Origin of the sequence: Saccharothrix sp. HUAS TT1, from assembly GCF_040744945.1 — a bacterium.
GTDB lineage: Bacteria > Actinomycetota > Actinomycetes > Mycobacteriales > Pseudonocardiaceae > Actinosynnema.
Window position 1 is genome coordinate 1,920,756 of sequence record NZ_CP160453.1, and the last position, 15,910, is coordinate 1,936,665.

Sequence of the window (15,910 nt, forward strand, 5' to 3'; positions counted from 1 at the left end):
CTCGGTCGCGAGGCCCCTCCCGCCGTCACTCCTCGTCGTCCGGCTTCTTCTTGCGCTGCTCACCGAGCTTGCGCAGGAAGTCCGGATCGTCGTCCGGAGCCACGAAACGACGGCTGGGGGCGGTATCGACCCGGTCCGGTCCGAACGCACGCCAGAGCAGCACGGCGATGGTCAGAGCACCGACCACCGCGAGCAGGTACAGCATGGTCGCCACCTCCTTTGCCACGAGATTACCCGTGTCCCGGAGGTGCACGTCATCAGTGCCGAACGGGTTCGGTCGCCTCCGTGGTCAGCTGGGAGAGCAGGTGCTGGACCTCGGACTCCCGGAACCTGCGGTGGCCGCCCGGCGTGCGGATCGAACCGATCCGACCTGCGGTGGCCCAGCGGGTCACCGTCTTCGGGTCGACCCGGAAGAGGTTCGCCACCTCGCCCGGCGTGAGCAGACGTTCCCCCTGGTGTCCCTGCATCACGGTCACGGCATCCTCCCCGATGGTGAACAGACGTACCGGACGCATCGTGGCACCCCACCCATCGGGTACTCGAACGCTTGGGTGATGGTAAAGAGGTAGTAAGGGACGAAGCGTGCGGTTCGGACATCACCACCCGTGGGCCTACCCTGTGACCGGTGGACGCTCTTGATCGCCAGATCATCGCCGCCCTGCGGGAGAACGGTCGGGCCACCTACGCCGACCTGGGCCGGAAAGTGGGCCTCTCCGCCTCGGCCGTGCACGAACGGGTGGGCAAGCTGGAGGCCACCGGCGTCATCGTCGGCTACCACGCCGTGGTCGACCCCAGCGCCGTGGGCCTGGGGGTGACCGCCCTGGTCAGCATCCACCCCACCGACACGGCGGACGACGACGAGCTGGCCCTCTCCCTGGCCGAGCTGATCGAGGTCGAGTCCTGCTACCGGGTGGCCGGCGACGAGTCGTTCATCGTCAAGGTCCGGGTGGCCACGGTCGACGACCTGGAGCGCTCCCTCGGCAGGCTGCGCCGCATCCAGGGCGTGGCGCGCACCCGCACCACGGTCGTCCTGTCGACCAGGTTCGAGGGCCGCCCCAACACCGCGGCGGCCGGCTCGGGGAGCGACGCGTAACCTGGGTAACCGTGCACCTGGGTCGTGATGTGACGCTCTACATCTGCGCGCGCCTGGGCATGGTCGCCGCGGTCACCGCGCTGCTCGTGCTCGTCAACGTGCCACTGCTGGTCGCCATCGCCGTGGGCGTGGTGGTGGCCCTCCCGCTGTCCCTCTTCGTCTTCAGCGGCCTGCGAACACGAGTCGCCCAAGCCCTGGACGAAAAACAATCCCTCCGCCGCGCCGAACGCGAAAAACTCCGCGCCCAACTCCGCGGCGACACCGCCTAACCCCAACACCCCCCACCCCCACCACATCGGGCCCGCCGCCAACCCGCAGAGGTTCGATGTGACATGGCTTCGGCCTGCATGGGGCACCCGTAAGGGCCCCATGTCACATCGAACCGGAAAAGACCACCACGACCCTCACATCACCAACACGATCGCCCCACCCAAATTGGCCAACAACATCACCGCCAACACCGCCCCGACATTCGTGCTCCCGCGCAACCTCAGGGCCAACGCCAAAACCCCCACCGGCAACACCACCGGCCTCCGCTCACGCTGCGCAATGCGCATCGCCCCCACCGCCACGCCCAGCGGACTCAACCCGAGCTCCCGCGCCCCGACCACATCGGCGCGCCACTGCTCCAGGTACCTCTCCCTCTCCGCACTTGCCAGCCACACCGCTGCCACCCTCACCAGCAACAACGCAACCCGAGTCATCGCGCCACCTCCCCCCTCCCGATCCCCGCGGACCTCGCCGACCCGGCTCTGCCCCTCTTCGCGCACACCTTGGTCGCCTCCACCGCACCTCCGGCCGTGAGCACGTACATCCGCCGCCGAGGCCCGCGGCGCTCGCTGTCGTCATCCCACGACGACGTCACCCACCCCGCCCGCTCCAAGCGGTCGAGCAGCGGGTAGACGCTGCCGGACGGCCGTCCGGTCAGCTTGATGATCTCCAGGCCCCAACGCGGCTGGTCGCTCGCAAGCAGCACTCCCAGCACGTCGACCGTGGCTCCTCCGACACGCCCAAGCGGTTCCACACCCCAACTCTACCTATGTAGATTAAGCATGTCGACCCCCACCCTCACCCTCACTCCCACCCTTACGCCCCACCAACGTCCTCACCGCGTCATCCGCCAACCTCTCCACCACCTCCCGCAACTCCAACGCCTCCAACCACCGCGCCGGAATCGCCTCCACCCCGTCCCTCGCCCCCAGCAGGTTCCCGCACAACGCACCCGTCGAGTCGCTGTCCCCCGAGTGGTTCACCGCCAGCAGCAACCCGTCCTCCAGGTCCCGCGCCCCCAACGCCGTCAGCACCGAGATCGCCAACGCCTCCTCGCCGACCCACCCCCCGCCCAACGTCGTCTCGATCACCTCGGGCGTCGGCCGCACGCCGCCCACACCCAGCTCCACCGCCAGGTCCAGCAGCGCCAACTGCTCCTGGTGCCCCTCCCACCTGATCAGCTCCGCCCGCCCGACCTCGATCGCCTCCGGCAGCTCGGCGCCCGCCAGCACCTGCTGCACCAGCACCGCCAGCACCCCCGCCGACAGGTAACCGCTCGGGTGCCCGTGCGTCAGCGCCCCGGTCGCGGCGGCCAGGTCGAACACCTCGCGCACGTCGTCGGACCACAGCGCCACCGGCGCCGCGCGCATCACCGCGCCGCACCCCTTGGAGTCGTTGATGGGGTGCTCCACCGTCCCCAGCACCCCGGACCGGAGCGCGGTCAGGCACGTGGTGCCGGGTGCGCGCAGGTCGTGCAGCTCGGGCACGTCCAGCAGCCACCCGTCGGCCCGCACCTCCGGCCCGCCCTGCGTGCGCAGCCACCGCGCGTACGCCACCCGCACCTCGTGCACCGGGTCGCTGCCGCGCTTGCGCGCCAGCAGCAGCCCTTCCAGCGTGAACAGGGTCATCTGGGTGTCATCGGTGATCGCGCCGAGCCTGCCGTAGGCGGGTGCGTAGTCGGTCAGCCCCGACGGGCCGAAGCGGCCCCGGATGCGGTCGATCCGGTCGAACTCGATCGAACCGCCGAGCGCGTCGCCGACGGCGCCGGCGAGGAGGCTGCCGCGGATTGAACCGCTCAGAAGTGAGTTCACGTCGCAGAAGTTATCGTGCCGGCGTGACCTCTTCGGTAGACCGTTGCAGCTCCCGGACCAGGGAATGGGTGTGCGAGGCCGTCCGCATCATCGAGGCGGACGCCAACCGCAGCGCCGACACGCACCTGCTGCGCTTCCCGCTCCCACCGGAGTGGGGCATCGACCTGTACCTCAAGGACGAGTCGACCCACCCCACCGGCTCGCTCAAGCACCGCCTGGCCCGATCCCTCTTCCTCTACGCGATCTGCAACGGCTGGGTCGTCGGCGGCACGCCGGTGATCGAGGCGTCGTCCGGCTCGACGGCGGTGTCGGAGGCGTACTTCGCGCGGCTGCTCGGGCTGCCGTTCATCGCCGTGATGCCGCGTTCGACCAGCTCGGAGAAGGTGGCGCTGATCGAGCGCCAGGGCGGCCAGTGCCACTTCGTCGACGAGCCGGGCGCGATCTACGACGAGTCCCGGCGGCTCGCCGCCGAGCTGGACGGGCACTTCATGGACCAGTTCACGCACGCCGAGCGGGCGACCGACTGGCGCGGCAACAACAACATCGCCGAGTCGGTGTTCCAGCAGATGGAGATGGAGGCCGCGCCCGAACCGGAGTGGGTGGTGGTCGGCGCGGGCACCGGGGGCACCAGCGCCACCATCGGCCGGTTCATCCACTACCGCAAGCTGCGGACCCGCCTCGCCGTGGTGGACCCCGAGCACTCCGTCTTCTTCGACGCCTGGTGCGACGGCGACTCGTCGCTGATCGGGACGCGCGGGTCGCGGATCGAGGGCATCGGCAGGCCGCGGGTGGAGCCGTCGTTCATCGGCGCGGTCATCGACCGGATGATCAAGGTGCCGGACGCGGCGTCGGTGGCGACGATCCGGCACGTCGAGGACGTCCTCGGGCGGCGGGTCGGCGGGTCGACCGGCACGAACCTGTGGGGCGCTTTCCAGCTGATCGCCGAGATGCGGGCGTCTCGGCAGCGGGGGAGCGTCGTGACGCTGCTGTGCGACGGCGGCGAGCGCTACGCGAACACCTACTACGACGACGAGTGGGTGGCTGCCCAGGGCATGGACCTGGAACCGCACCTGACCGCGCTGACCGGGTTCCGCGAATCCGGCCGGTGGGCCGGGTGAATGAATCTTCCCCCTGAGTGGAACTGACGGCGCGCGCCGTGCGTCGCAGCGGGATCGGCGCGTGGAGAGGGGTTCGCGGTGGGCGCGTGGCGGACGGCGGAGGTGCTGACAGCCGAGGACGTGCTGGCCAGGTCGGTCGCCGACGCCGACAAGGCGATGCGCGAGGCGGCCAAGCTGCGCCACCCGCAGAAGGAGCCCTCGGCCGAGGACGTCCGGCGGGTGATGCAGTTCGCCAAGTCGAACGACGCCTCGCCGGAGCTGCGGGCGCTGCAGCGCCGGGTCGCGGGCGGCTACCTGAGCTGGCGGCAGGTGCTGATGGGGGAGGCCGCCGACGACCGGGGCGTGAAGGCGGCCTTGGAGGCGGACCGCGCCACCCTGTCGGCGCTGTGCCGCGGCGAGGACCCGCGCCCGCAGCCGCCCAAGCCCAAGCCCTCGGACGACGACGAGCCGATGTCCTTCACCGAGGACGCCTGGTAGTCCCGCACCCTCGCGCCCTCACCGACCGTCAGCCCAGCACCAACGCGACCGGCACCGCCACACCCCACACCAGCATCGCGAACCCCGTGTCCCGCAGCACCGGGATCAGGTCACGCCCCTTGCTACCGCCCAGCACCCGCCGCACCCCCAGGACGACCAGCGGCAACGCCAGGAAGCCCATCAACGCCAGCGGCACCCGCAACCCGATCACCAGCGTGATCAGGAACGGGATCGACACCAGCGCCAGGTACAGCCGGCGGGAGTCCCGGTCGCCCAGGGTGGACGCCAGCGTGCGCTTGCCCGCCTGGATGTCGGTCGGGATGTCCCGCAGGCTGTTGGCGATCATCACGCCGGTCGAGAACGCGCCCATCGCGACCGCGCCGCCGATGCCGATCCCGGTCACCTCACCGGTCTGCACGTACAGCGTGCCCAGCACCGCCGCCGGCCCGAAGAACACGAACACGGCCAGCTCGCCGAGGCCCGCGTACCCGTACGGCTTGCGACCGCCGGTGTAGAACCACGCCGCCGCGACGCAGACCGCGCCGAACAGCACCATCCAGTACCGGCCGCTCAGCACGACCAGCACCAAGCCGGCCAGCGCGCCGACGCCCAACGCCGCGAACGCCGCCGCGCGCACCGCCTTCGGGTCGGCCGCACCCGACCCGACCAGCCGGAACGGGCCGACGCGGTTGGCGTCGGTGCCGCGGATGCCGTCGGAGTAGTCGTTGGCGTAGTTCACGCCGATCTGGAGCGCGACCGACACCACGAGCGCGAGCAGCGACCACAGCGCGTTGAAGCCCTCGATGTGGTGCGCGGCGCCCGCGCCGACCAGCACCGGCGCGATCGAGTTCGGCAGCGTGCGGGGGCGGGTCCCCGATACCCACTGGGCGACTGTGGCCATGCCGACATCCTCCGACATGGTGAACGGGGACCCGCCTTCGGGTGGTGCGCGGGTGGTGCGGGTGAGCGGTGCGCGATCAGCAGGCGGTGGCGCCCGACACGCCGGACACGTACGCCTTCGCGACGAACTTGCCCGCCGCGATCCGGTACCAGATGTTCGACGTGCCCTGGGTGCCCGTCACCGACTGCCCGGTGACCTGGCACTCGACCCGCACCTGCGCGTAGTTCGCGGCCAGGCCGACCTGCGAGGCCGTGGACGTGGCCGCGCTGCGCACGTTGAGCGGGTCGGCGGCGGTGCGGATGAACCCGGCCGGGCCCGAGCCGGTCCACTGGTAGGTGACGGTGACCCACGAGTTGTCGGTCAGCTTCAGGCCGTCCCAGAACGTGCCGTCGGCCAGGTCGATGCCCGCCGGGTTGGCGACCTGGCGGCCGAACTGGTCCTTGCCGCCGTTGTAGCCGTCCTGGTACGCGGCCTGCGCCTCCGGCTTGCCCTGGGGCAGGTCCTTCCACATCTCACGGGTGGCGGACGGGTTCCAGTAGTCGTCCTTGGTGTTCCACGGGCCGACGTCCCACACCGGCGCCCACTCGCAGCGGCCGTTCGCGGCGCACACCCGCACGCTGTAGGTGCCGGTGCCCTTGGCGGACAGCCCGCGCCGCGACGGCAGCGCGACGAAGTGGTCGCGGCTGACGATCACGTGGCCGTTGGCGGTGGTGCCGCCCACCAGGCCCTCCCGGGTCGCGTACACCCGGTAGGACAACCCCGCGGCCTGCGCGCCGACGCCCAGCGGCGCCGTCGTGGTGAACGCCCGCAGGTCGAGCCGGCTCACCTCGGGCGACGCGCCCTCGGCCGTCAGCGCCAACCGGACCTGCACGGTCGTGACCGCCGTCGGCAGCACGGCCGGCGCGTCGGGCCGCGCCTCGACCCACTCGGTCCACTGGTCCTCGCCCACCGCCCCGCGCACGTCGACGGCGACTTCCGCGCCGGCCGGGACGGCGCTGCGGACCTCCGCCGAGACCGCGTTGACCGGCGCGTCGAGCGAGCGCGGGTCGAGCAGCAGGAACCCGGTCCGGATGGCGGCCCGCGCGCTGGCGGGCGTGGGTGCGGCACGGTCGAGCCGGACCGTGCCGCCCCGGGTGGTGACGCCGTTGTCGTCGGCGTTCACGGTGGTCAGGTCGGCTCTCCACCCGACGTCGCCCGAGGCCGCCGCGGGTGCGGCGAGACCGGTGGTCAGGGCGGTGGCGACGGCGAGCGGTAGCAGGTAGCGCCTGGTCATCGCAGCACTCCTCATCCGGGCGCGCGGTGCGGGGGTGACCGCGGCAGGGCCGCGCGTCTCGGCGCTGTCGAGCCAATCGCCTGGCGTGGTTAGCTGTCAACCAACAAGCTCGGTAACCCGACAGAAACTCACCCAAACGACCGAGCGACCGCCCTCCGGTCCACCTTGCCCGGGCCTCGCAGGGGCAGCTCCGACACGAAGGCGACCCGCTTCGGCACGGCGAACCGCCCCACCACCTCGCCGACCGCCGCGCACAGCTCGTCCGCGTCGGGCGGGTCACCCGAATCCTCCGGCACCACGGCCGCGGCCACCACTTGACCCCACTCCGGGTCGGCCAGGCCGACCACGCACGCCTCGCGCACGCCCGCCTGCGCCACGAGCACCCGCTCCACCCGGCCGGGCACGACGTTCTCGCCGCCGCTGATGATCACGTCGTCGGCGCGCCCCAGCACCTCCAGCAGGCCGTCCGCGCCGACGCGCCCCAGGTCACCGGTCCGGAACCACTCACCGAACCGCTCGCCGCCCCGGTAGCCCAGCGCCAGCACCGGGCCGCCGATCTCGACCCGGCCCCCCGCCAACCGCACCCGCACGCCGTCCAGCGGCAGCCCGTCGTAGACGCAACCGCCGGCCGTCTCGCTCATGCCGTACGTGGTGACCACCCGGACGCCGAGCCGCCGGGACCGCTCCAGCAGCGAGGGCGGGGTGGCCGCGCCGCCGATCAGCACCGCGTCGAACTCCCGGACCGCCGCCAACCCCGGTCCCTCCGTCGCGACCAGCCGGGCCAGCTGGGTCGGCACGAGGGCGGTGTAGTGGCGGCCGGGCGAGTCCAGCACCGGGCGGGCCGCGACGGCGAAGCCGGAGGCGCGGAAACCGGTGGCGAGGTCCATCGCACCCGGCTCGACGCCGGCCACCACCGACCGCACCAGCACCTGGATGCCGGCGATGTGGGTGGTCGGCAGGGCGAGCAGCCACCGGCCGGGGCCGCCCAGCCGGGCGTGCGTCAGCTCGGCGGACGTGGTCAGCGCGTCCGCGCCGAGCAGGACCGCCTTCGGCTCGCCGGTCGAACCCGAGGTCGGCACCGCGAGCACGGCTTCGGCCTCCCACCCCCGCAGGGGCCGCGCCTCACACGAGGTGGACACCGGCAGCTCGCCCGCACCGGCCACCAGCAGCTCACCGGAGCCGCTCAGGCTCGCCCTCAACCGGTCGAAGGTGATCATCAGTAGTGGTAGGGGTAGTCGGACCAGTTCGGCGGGCGCTTCTCCAGGAACGCGTCCCGCCCCTCCACCGCCTCGTCGGTCATGTAGGCCAGCCGCGTGGTCTCACCGGCGAAGAGCTGCTGCCCGACCAGGCCGTCGTCGATCAGGTTGAACGCGTACTTCAGCATCCGCTGCGCGGTCGGCGACTTGCCGTTGATCTCCGCCGCCCACTCCAGCGCCGTCGACTCCAGCTCGGCGTGCGGCACGACGGCGTTGACCGCGCCCATCCGGTGCATGTCCTCGGCGGAGTAGGTCCGGCCGAGGAAGAAGATCTCCCGGGCGAACTTCTGGCCGACCTGCCTGGCCAGGTACGCCGAGCCGTAGCCGCCGTCGAAGCTGCCGACGTCGGCGTCGGTCTGCTTGAACCTGGCCTGCTCCGCGCTGGCCAGCGTGAGGTCGCACACCACGTGCAGGCTGTGGCCGCCGCCCGCGGCCCAGCCGGGCACGACCGCGATCACCACCTTCGGCATGAACCGGATCAGCCGCTGGCACTCCAGGATGTGCAGCCGGCCCGCCCGCGCCGGGTCGACGGTCTCGGCCGTCTCGCCCGACGCGTACTGGTAGCCGCTGCGGCCGCGGATCCGCTGGTCGCCGCCCGAGCAGAACGCCCACCCGCCGTCCCGCGGCGACGGGCCGTTGCCGGTGAGCAGGACGCAGCCGACGTCCGGGCTCATCCGGGCGTGGTCCAGCGCGCGGTACAGCTCGTCCACCGTGTGCGGGCGGAACGCGTTGCGCACCTCGGGCCGGTTGAACGCGATGCGCACCGTGCCCTGGTCGACCGCGCGGTGGTAGGTGATGTCGGTGAAGTCGAAGCCCTCGACCAGCCGCCAGCGGGTGGGGTCGAACAGCTCGGAAACGTCCTGATCTGCCACGCCAGGGACAATATGCCGCACCGGAGCTGAGAGCGGGCCGGGTCCTGCTCAGCGTCGGGAATCGGCAGGTCGCGAGCTGAGCGACAATGTCCGGGTGAACCCGTCCACCGCGCAGGCCAGGGTGCTTGTCGACGAGCTGATCCGCAACGACGTCCGGCACGTCGTGCTGAGCCCCGGATCGCGCAACGCACCGCTGTCGTTCGCCCTGCACGAGGCCGCCGCGGCCGGACGCATCACCCTGCACGTCCGCGTGGACGAGCGCACCGCGGGCTTCCTCGCCCTCGGGCTGGCCAGGGGCAGCGGCGAGGTCACCGCCGTGACCTGCACCTCGGGCACCGCCGTGGCGAACCTGCACCCGGCGATGCTCGAAGCGGCGCACTCCGGCGTGCCGGTGATCGCGCTCACCGCGGACCGCCCGGTCGAGCTGTACCGCACCGGCGCCAGCCAGACCGTCGACCAGCAGCGCATCTTCGGCCTGGACACGCTCCAGTTCCCGATCGCCGAGCACCGGGACGGCCAGAACGGCCTGTGGCGGTCCCTGGTCTGCCGCGCCGTCGCCACCGCCCGCGACCAGGGCCCGGTGCACGTCAACGTGCCCTTCCGCGAGCCCTTGGTGCCGGACGGGAACGACGACTGGCCGGAGAGCCTGGACGGCCGCCCGTTCGACATGCCGTGGACGCGCGTCGCCCGGCGCACCACCACCTCCGCGCACGCGGCCGACCACCTCGGCCCGCGCACCCTGGTGGTCGTCGGCGACACCGAGCACGACCTCGCCGAGCTGGCCGAGCGCGCGGGCTGGCCGGTGGTCGCCGAGCCGACCGGGCACGGCCTGCGGCACGGCGCCCTGCTGCTCAACGCGGGCGAGCTGCCGGACAACCTCGTCCCGCAGGCCGTCGTGGTCGTCGGCCGCGCCACGCTCTCCCGGGGCGTGCTCCGGCTCATCGCCCGGACGCCGGTCGTGCACGTGCTGTCCGACGAGCCCGAGTGGCCGGACCCGCAGTTCGCCGCCACGCACACGTCCACCGACCTGGTGCTGGGCGAGCACGAGGTGGACCACGACTGGCTCACCGGCTGGCAGCACGCCGACAAGGCGGTCGCCGACGTGGTGGACGACCTGCTGGCCAAGCAGGCGTGGCCGACCGGCCTGCACGTGGCCCGCGACCTGGTCGCCGCGCTGCCCGCGGGCGCGAACCTGTTCCTCGGCTCGTCCAACCCGGTCCGCGACGTCGACCTGGTCGCCGCGCCGCGCCGCGACGTGCGCACCTACGCCAACCGGGGCGTGGCGGGCATCGACGGCAGCATCTCGACCGCCGCGGGCATCGCGCTCACCCAAGGCCCGACCTACGCCCTGATCGGCGACCTGACGTTCCTGCACGACGCGAACGGCCTGCTCATCGGTCCGGGCGAGCCGCGCCCCGACCTGACCGTCGTCGTCCTCAACGACGACGGCGGCGGCATCTTCGCGCTGCTGGAGCAGGGGGCGAAGGAGCACGAACGCACCTTCGAGCGGGTTTTCGGCACGCCGCACGGCGTCGACCTGGCCGCCCTGTGCGCGGCGCACCACGTGCCGCACGTCGAAGTGCGCGCACCGGACGAGTTGCGCCGCGCGCTGGACCGGCCGAGCGGAATCCGAGTGGTGGAAATCCGGGCGGAACGCCAGGAATTGCGCGATTTGCACAACCGGTTGAAGACCGCCGTGTCAACCGCGTTCCACTAGTGGGAATCCTACCGACGGGGGTACAGGCGATCAGGGCGCGCGACTAGCTTCGCCGCATGTCCCTGAGAGCGAAGCTGACCCTCGGTACCGCCACCGCGGCGTCCCTGCTGCTGCTCGCCGGCACGGCGACGGCGGCTCAACCGGGAGCACCGGGCATCGGAGACCCCTACTACCCGAATGCGGGCAACGGCGGTTACGACGTTTCCCATTACGACATCAGGTTGAGCTACCGGCCGGCGGACGACGTGCTTTCCGGCACCACGACGATCCTGGCCAGGACGACCCAGGACCTGAGCCGGTTCAACCTCGACTTCCTGCTGGAGGTCAGTTCGGTCCGGGTGAACAACAAGGTCGCCGGGTTCTCGCAGTCGGGCGGCGAACTCGTGGTCGACCCGCGGGGCACGCTGCGCGGGGGCACGGACGCGACGATCGTGGTCACCTACTCCGGCGTGCCGTCCACGCACGCCGTGGACGGCTACACGGCGTGGAAGCGGACCCCGGACGGCGCGCTGGCGATCGACCAGCCCGACATCGCGCCGTGGTGGTTCCCGAGCAACAACCACCCCACCGACAAGGCGAAGTTCGACGTGTCGGTGGCGGTGCCCGCCGGTGTCGAGGTGATCTCCAACGGCACGTTCGGCGGCACGGCCCAGCAGCCCAACGGCCTGACCCGGTGGCGCTACCGCAGCGCCCAGCCGCAGGCGACGTACCTGGCGTTCATCGCGATCGGCCAGTTCGAGATCCGCCAGTCGACCGCGCCCAACGGCCAGCCGGTGCTGAACGCCTACTCGGAGCGCCTGGGCGCGGACTACGGCGCGTCGGTGGCCAGCATCGAGCGCACGCCCGAGGTGACCGAGTTCCTGGAGCAGAGCTTCGGGCCCTACCCGTTCGAGGCGCAGGGCGGCGTGGCCACGCCGGGCATCGGCTTCGCGCTGGAGAACCAGACCCGCTCGACCTACGACGCCGCGTTCTTCCGCCGCGGCGCGAACACCTACGTGGTGGCGCACGAGGTCGCGCACCAGTGGTTCGGCGACTCGGTGTCGGTCAACGGCTGGAAGGACATCTGGCTGAACGAGGGCTTCGCCAGCTACGCCGAGTTCCTGTGGTCGGAGCACCAGGGCGAGGGCACGGCCCAGGAGAACGCCGACTACCTCTACTCGCTGTACCCGGCCGACGACCCGTTCTGGCAGGTCCTGCCCGGTGACCCGGGCGCGGCGAACCAGTTCGACGCGGCCGTGTACGACCGCGGCGCGCTCGCCGTGCACGCCCTGCGCGCGGAGATCGGCGACGAGGCGTTCTTCACGCTGCTGAAGAAGTGGGTCACCAAGCACCGCAACGGCGACGCGGCGGTCGAGGACTTCATCGCGCTGGCCGAGAAGGTGTCCGGCCAGCAGCTCGACGCGCTGTTCCAGACCTGGCTGTTCACCCCGGAGAAGCCGGCGTCCGCTCCGGGCGCCGCGGGCGTGTCCGCCAAGGCCGCGACGACCGCCGCGACCGCGGTGGCCGAGCCGAAGTCGTTCAAGAAGATGCGGGAGACGCACGAACTGCTCGCAGGTCACCAGCACTGAGGCAAGGACCTCGCAGGTCACCAGCAATAAGGGAAGAACGCTGAAGGGCCGCCCCCGCGCACCACCGGGGGGCGGCCCTTCGCGCGTCAGCGGCCCCGGATCAGCCGGTCTGGCCGATCCCGTCCACGACCTTCGTCGTGATGGCGCTGTAGCCCGTCACGGTCCCCGGCTCGATGTAGGGCTCGTGCGGCCGCGGGCCGGTGACGGTGCGCTCGCCGATGAAGTCCCCGGTCGCCGGGTCCACGATCAGGTCACGCCGCTCGTGCTCGTCCTCGATGGTCACGGCGACCCCGACCCGCCCGTCCAGGTTGGCCGCGCCGTCGACCACCGCCACGCCGTCCAGCAGCGCGAGCGCCCGGTAGAGCGAGGCGCGCAGGTCGGCGGGCACGAGGCCGGTGTGCAGCAGCTGCAAGGCCCAGTGGAACACCACGCCCGGCGTGCCGCCGCGGTGCGCGGTGCGGTCGCGCAGCCACTGGAGCAGCGCCTGAGGGTCGCGGGGGAGCTGCGCGTAGAAGTCCGGGTTGTCCCAGTCCTCCGGGTCGCCGCACACCTTCTTCGGCTGGGAGTTCGGGAAGAAGTCGCCGCACCTGCCGCGCCGCTCGCCCTCGGCGGTGACGTCCGGCTCCGGCAGCGGCGCCTCGGACTGCGGCACGGTGCCGCCGAGCCACTTCGCGCCTTCCAGCGGCGTGCGCCGGTTCAGCCACTCCTGGGTCACGTCCTGCGGGATCCACGTCTCGGTGCGGGACTCGACCAGGTAGGTGTAACCGGTGGTCGCGGCGTCGGGCTGGTCGGCGGGCGGCGCCACCGCCACACCGCGCGAGTTCCACTCGTGCGCCGCGATGTAGCGGTACTGGCCGGGCGCGAGCGGCTGGTCGACGGCGGTGATCGCGTCGGCGGCCCGCGTCAGGTACTCCCGCGCGGACAGCAGTTCGACGTCCGGCGCCGGCGCGTCGGACGTGCCGACGGCGGCCTGCGGCTGCTCCTCGGCGCGGTCGTCCACCGCGACGACCCCGGCGATCAGGGCGGCCGCCGCGGCGACGGCGACGGGCACGAGCCACCAGGACCGGCGGTGGCGGCGCGGGGCGTCGGCCGCGGCGGCGGCCAGGACGCGGGCGCGCACGGCGTCCAGCGGGGCGTCGGCGGTGCGGGCGTCGTGGTGCAGCCGGTCGAGCGCGTCGTCGAGCTCACGCATCGCGGTCCTCCTCGGTGAGCAGGGCTTGGAGCCTGGTGCGGACCCGGTGCAGCCGGGAGCGGACGGTGCTGGCCGGTTCGCCGAGCGCGGCGGCGACCTCGGCCGGGGTGAGCCCGGCCCACGACGTGAGCAGGAGCGCGTCCCGGTCCTCGTCGCGCAGCTCGGCCAGGGCGCGGGTGAGCACTTCGGCGTGGCGCTGGGCGTCCACCCGCTCGGCGACGGCGGCGCCGTGGTCGGGTTCGGGTCGGCCGACCGCCCGCAGGACCGCACGCCTGCCGCGCACCTCGCGGCGGACGTGCTCGCGCACCAGGTTGGTGGCGATCCCGTAGAGCCAGCCCTTCACCGGGGCCTGTCCCGGGTCGTAGCTGTGCCGCCGCCGCAACGCCACCAGGAACGTCTCGGCGACCAGGTCGTCGGCCGTCGCGTCGCCGACCCGGCCCGCCAGGTAACCGCGCAGCTGCCGGGCGTGCGCGTCGAACAGCTCGGCGAACGCGGCCGTGACGTCCGGCCCGCGCAGGTCGGGTGGTTTGTCCAGTGCTGTGGTCACACACCGGTTGGCCGGAGCGCCCTCCGGCGTCCCGGTGACGTGCGTCACATGCCTTCGAGGGCTTCCCGGAAGGGCAGCATCTTGGCGTGCGCCTCGCGGACCTCGGAGTCCGGGTCGGACCCGGCGACCAGGCCGCAGCCGGCGAACAGGCGGGCCGTGCGGCCGTCCACCTGCGCGCAGCGCAGCGCGATGCCCAGCTCGCCGTCGCCGTTGCCGTCGATCCAGCCGACCGGACCGGCGTAGCGGCCCCGGTCCATGCCCTCCAGCTCCTCGATCACCGCGACGGCGTCCGCGCGCGGCGTGCCGCCGACGGCCGCCGTGGGGTGCAGCGCCGCGCCCAGCGCGAGCAACGACGGCGTGCCGCTCAACGTGCCGCTCAACGTGCCGATGACGTCGCTGGACAGGTGCGAGACGTTCGGCAGCCGCAGCACCGACGGGCCGTCCACCGACATCGTCGAGCAGAACGGCCGCAGTGCCTGCACCAGCGACGCCACCGCGTACCCGTGCTCGTCGCGGTCCTTGCCGGACGACAGCAGCGCGGCGGCCAGCTCGTCGTCCGGGATGCCGTCGTGCGGCCAGGTCGTGCCCGCGAGCACCCGCGAGTCGACCACCGACCCGCGCCGGCGCAGCAGCAGCTCGGGCGTGGCGCCGATCAGGCCGTCGACCGCGTACACCCAGCACTCCGGGTACCGGCGGGCCAGCCCTGCCAGCACGAACCGGTGGTCGATCCCGGTGTCCGCGACCGCCAGCAGGTCGTGGGCCAGCACGACCTTGTCCAGCTCGCCGGCGCGCATCCGCTCGACCGCCGCGCGCACGGCCCCCCGGTAGCCGGTGGCGGACAGCCGCCCGTCGGCGTAGCGCACCTCGTCCGGCCTGCGCACCGGCTCGACCCGCCGCTTGCCGCTGTCGCCGATCGTGGTCAGCCAGCTCTGCCCGTCCCGGCTGCCCACCACGACCTCGGGCACCACGACCACCGAGTGGCCGGGCCGGTCGGCGAACGCCATGCTGACGAACGCGACCGGGCCGGTGCCCGGCACGCCGAGCGCGTCGTCCACGTCGAGGTCGGCGGTGAACCCGCGCCACCACCGGTCGGCGGCGGCGAACCGGTCCGGCCCCGACACCTCGAACCTGGCCGCCTCGCCCCAGCCGACCAGGCCCGTGCCGTCCTGGACCCAGCTCAGCGCGCCGGTCGGCGACGGGAGCCTGCCGAGGAGGTCGTCACCGGGGACGCGCCTGGTGTGCACGCGGAGCCGTTGCCTGGTGCGCGGGGCAGGGGCTGAGGTCACGGCGTCGAGGGTAGGTACTCGTCGCTGAGATCCGGCCCGGAGGCCGCCCTAGACTCCTCAGGTGTGGTGGACGACGCAGTGCGGACGGGCGCCCGCCCGAGGGTTCGACTCCTGGTCAGCCGGTCGTTGCTGGTGTTCGGCGCGGTCGTGACGCTGATCGGCGTGATCCTGCTCGCGGCGTGCTGGCGGGACGACCTGATGATCGGCAAGAGGCTGGGCAAGGCGACCGCCGAGGTGGTGTCCGTCTCGTTCCAGCGCACGGTGGTGCGCTTCGCCACCGAGGACGGCGCGGTGCACAGCCCGTCGCAGGGCGTGCTGTACCCGGACGGGCTGGAGCCGGGCCAGCTGGTGCGCATCGAGTACGACACCGCCGACCCCGAGGTGGCCAGGGTGGCCGGCCGCACGGCGGTGCTCGCGCTGCTGCCGATCGGCACGTTCCTGCTCGCCGTGTGGGCGGTGCTGTCGCCGCTGGTCTGGTGGCTGCGCCGGGGGCTCAAACCTCGCTTGTGACAGTTCTCCTCAAAACCGG

General features: G+C 72.6%; 19 protein-coding genes. 7 read left to right on the forward strand and 12 right to left on the reverse strand.

Translation table 11 applies throughout. The features are described 5' to 3' along the window. Positions 1-25: 25 nt before the first annotated feature. Together AB0F89_RS09470 and AB0F89_RS09475 are read right to left on the reverse strand one after the other, a co-directional pair. Positions 26-205 (reverse strand): hypothetical protein, encoded by a 180-nt coding sequence (locus AB0F89_RS09470; protein WP_367134624.1) that lies wholly within the window; start codon positions 203-205, stop codon positions 26-28. Between the two features lie 52 nt (positions 206-257). Continuing rightward, the gene (locus AB0F89_RS09475) at positions 258-467 is read right to left on the reverse strand and encodes a BldC family transcriptional regulator (RefSeq protein ID WP_367138796.1); all 210 of its coding nucleotides are present in this window, start codon (positions 465-467) and stop codon (positions 258-260) included. Between the two features lie 158 nt (positions 468-625). On the opposite strand from AB0F89_RS09475, the gene AB0F89_RS09480 reads away from it, so the two are divergent. Next, positions 626-1,093, forward strand: coding sequence for an Lrp/AsnC family transcriptional regulator (locus tag AB0F89_RS09480; RefSeq protein WP_367134626.1), 468 nt, complete (start codon positions 626-628; stop codon positions 1,091-1,093). Positions 1,094-1,104: 11 nt separating this feature from the next. Then, entirely contained in the window at positions 1,105-1,362 is a 258-nt protein-coding gene (locus AB0F89_RS09485) for a DUF4229 domain-containing protein (RefSeq protein WP_367134628.1), read from the forward strand. Positions 1,363-1,497: 135 nt separating this feature from the next. Here AB0F89_RS09485 and AB0F89_RS09490 read toward each other — a convergent pair whose 3' ends face one another. From AB0F89_RS09490 to AB0F89_RS09500, 3 genes are all read right to left on the reverse strand, one after another. After that, positions 1,498-1,797: a hypothetical protein gene (locus AB0F89_RS09490; RefSeq protein ID WP_367134630.1), complete on the reverse strand. Its 300-nt coding sequence runs from the start codon at positions 1,795-1,797 to the stop codon at positions 1,498-1,500. Next, positions 1,794-2,078, reverse strand: a complete 285-nt coding sequence (locus tag AB0F89_RS09495) for a PadR family transcriptional regulator (RefSeq protein WP_367134632.1) — start codon at positions 2,076-2,078, stop codon at positions 1,794-1,796. The genes AB0F89_RS09490 and AB0F89_RS09495 overlap by 4 nt, the downstream gene beginning before the upstream one ends. A 61-nt stretch (positions 2,079-2,139) precedes the next feature. After that, complete coding sequence (locus AB0F89_RS09500; protein ID WP_367134634.1) at positions 2,140-3,174, reverse strand: ADP-ribosylglycohydrolase family protein; 1,035 nt, start codon at positions 3,172-3,174, stop codon at positions 2,140-2,142. Positions 3,175-3,197: 23 nt separating this feature from the next. On the opposite strand from AB0F89_RS09500, the gene AB0F89_RS09505 reads away from it, so the two are divergent. Together AB0F89_RS09505 and AB0F89_RS09510 are read left to right on the forward strand one after the other, a co-directional pair. Then, a complete protein-coding gene (locus tag AB0F89_RS09505) occupies positions 3,198-4,292 on the forward strand; it encodes a PLP-dependent cysteine synthase family protein (RefSeq protein WP_367134635.1) in 1,095 nt (364 codons plus the stop codon). 78 nt (positions 4,293-4,370) lie between these two features. Beyond that, the gene (locus AB0F89_RS09510) at positions 4,371-4,769 is read left to right on the forward strand and encodes a hypothetical protein (protein WP_367134637.1); all 399 of its coding nucleotides are present in this window, start codon (positions 4,371-4,373) and stop codon (positions 4,767-4,769) included. A gap of 28 nt (positions 4,770-4,797) precedes the next feature. On the opposite strand, the gene AB0F89_RS09515 is transcribed toward AB0F89_RS09510, so the two are convergent. From AB0F89_RS09515 to AB0F89_RS09530, 4 genes are all read right to left on the reverse strand, one after another. After that, entirely contained in the window at positions 4,798-5,670 is an 873-nt protein-coding gene (locus AB0F89_RS09515; RefSeq protein ID WP_367134639.1) for a 1,4-dihydroxy-2-naphthoate polyprenyltransferase, read from the reverse strand. Between the two features lie 76 nt (positions 5,671-5,746). Beyond that, positions 5,747-6,943, reverse strand: a complete 1,197-nt coding sequence (locus AB0F89_RS09520) for a hypothetical protein (protein ID WP_367134641.1) — start codon at positions 6,941-6,943, stop codon at positions 5,747-5,749. 128 nt (positions 6,944-7,071) lie between these two features. Beyond that, positions 7,072-8,160 carry an o-succinylbenzoate--CoA ligase gene (gene menE / locus AB0F89_RS09525; protein ID WP_367134643.1) on the reverse strand — a complete coding sequence of 363 codons (1,089 nt, stop codon included), beginning with the start codon at positions 8,158-8,160 and terminating at the stop codon, positions 7,072-7,074. After that, on the reverse strand, positions 8,160-9,071 hold the full coding sequence (locus AB0F89_RS09530; protein WP_367134645.1) for a 1,4-dihydroxy-2-naphthoyl-CoA synthase: 912 nt from the start codon (positions 9,069-9,071) through the stop codon (positions 8,160-8,162). Before AB0F89_RS09530 ends, menE begins: the two co-directional genes overlap by 1 nt. A 94-nt stretch (positions 9,072-9,165) precedes the next feature. Here AB0F89_RS09530 and menD point away from each other — a divergent pair, with 94 nt between their 5' ends. Continuing rightward, the gene (gene menD / locus AB0F89_RS09535) at positions 9,166-10,788 is read left to right on the forward strand and encodes a 2-succinyl-5-enolpyruvyl-6-hydroxy-3-cyclohexene-1-carboxylic-acid synthase (protein WP_367134647.1); all 1,623 of its coding nucleotides are present in this window, start codon (positions 9,166-9,168) and stop codon (positions 10,786-10,788) included. Between the two features lie 56 nt (positions 10,789-10,844). Continuing rightward, on the forward strand, positions 10,845-12,356 hold the full coding sequence (locus tag AB0F89_RS09540) for a M1 family metallopeptidase (protein ID WP_367134649.1): 1,512 nt from the start codon (positions 10,845-10,847) through the stop codon (positions 12,354-12,356). Between the two features lie 100 nt (positions 12,357-12,456). Here AB0F89_RS09540 and AB0F89_RS09545 read toward each other — a convergent pair whose 3' ends face one another. Genes AB0F89_RS09545 through AB0F89_RS09555 form a run of 3 tightly spaced genes read right to left on the reverse strand, consistent with a single transcriptional unit; the run spans position 12,457 to position 15,381 of the window. Next, positions 12,457-13,548 (reverse strand): CU044_5270 family protein, encoded by a 1,092-nt coding sequence (locus AB0F89_RS09545; RefSeq protein ID WP_367134651.1) that lies wholly within the window; start codon positions 13,546-13,548, stop codon positions 12,457-12,459. Next, the gene (locus tag AB0F89_RS09550; RefSeq protein ID WP_367134653.1) at positions 13,541-14,095 is read right to left on the reverse strand and encodes an RNA polymerase sigma factor; all 555 of its coding nucleotides are present in this window, start codon (positions 14,093-14,095) and stop codon (positions 13,541-13,543) included. Before AB0F89_RS09550 ends, AB0F89_RS09545 begins: the two co-directional genes overlap by 8 nt. Before the next feature lie 44 nt (positions 14,096-14,139). Further along, positions 14,140-15,381 carry an isochorismate synthase MenF gene (locus AB0F89_RS09555; RefSeq protein WP_367134654.1) on the reverse strand — a complete coding sequence of 414 codons (1,242 nt, stop codon included), beginning with the start codon at positions 15,379-15,381 and terminating at the stop codon, positions 14,140-14,142. A gap of 63 nt (positions 15,382-15,444) precedes the next feature. Here AB0F89_RS09555 and AB0F89_RS09560 point away from each other — a divergent pair, with 63 nt between their 5' ends. Then, complete coding sequence (locus AB0F89_RS09560) at positions 15,445-15,891, forward strand: DUF3592 domain-containing protein (RefSeq protein WP_367134656.1); 447 nt, start codon at positions 15,445-15,447, stop codon at positions 15,889-15,891. Positions 15,892-15,910 lie beyond the last annotated feature (19 nt).

Excerpts from the sequence above, each read along its gene's own strand:
- AB0F89_RS09470 (WP_367134624.1), bottom strand. The coding sequence starts at position 205 with ATGCTGTACCTGCTCGCGGTGGTCGGTGCTCTGACCATCGCCGTGCTG.
- AB0F89_RS09475 (WP_367138796.1), bottom strand. The coding sequence starts at position 467 with ATGCAGGGACACCAGGGGGAACGTCTGCTCACGCCGGGCGAGGTGGCG.
- AB0F89_RS09490 (WP_367134630.1), bottom strand. The coding sequence starts at position 1,797 with ATGACTCGGGTTGCGTTGTTGCTGGTGAGGGTGGCAGCGGTGTGGCTG.
- AB0F89_RS09515 (WP_367134639.1), bottom strand. The coding sequence starts at position 5,670 with ATGGCCACAGTCGCCCAGTGGGTATCGGGGACCCGCCCCCGCACGCTG.
- AB0F89_RS09520 (WP_367134641.1), bottom strand. The coding sequence starts at position 6,943 with ATGACCAGGCGCTACCTGCTACCGCTCGCCGTCGCCACCGCCCTGACC.
- menE (WP_367134643.1), bottom strand. The coding sequence starts at position 8,160 with ATGATCACCTTCGACCGGTTGAGGGCGAGCCTGAGCGGCTCCGGTGAG.
- AB0F89_RS09540 (WP_367134649.1), top strand. The coding sequence starts at position 10,845 with ATGTCCCTGAGAGCGAAGCTGACCCTCGGTACCGCCACCGCGGCGTCC.
- AB0F89_RS09545 (WP_367134651.1), bottom strand. The coding sequence starts at position 13,548 with ATGCGTGAGCTCGACGACGCGCTCGACCGGCTGCACCACGACGCCCGC.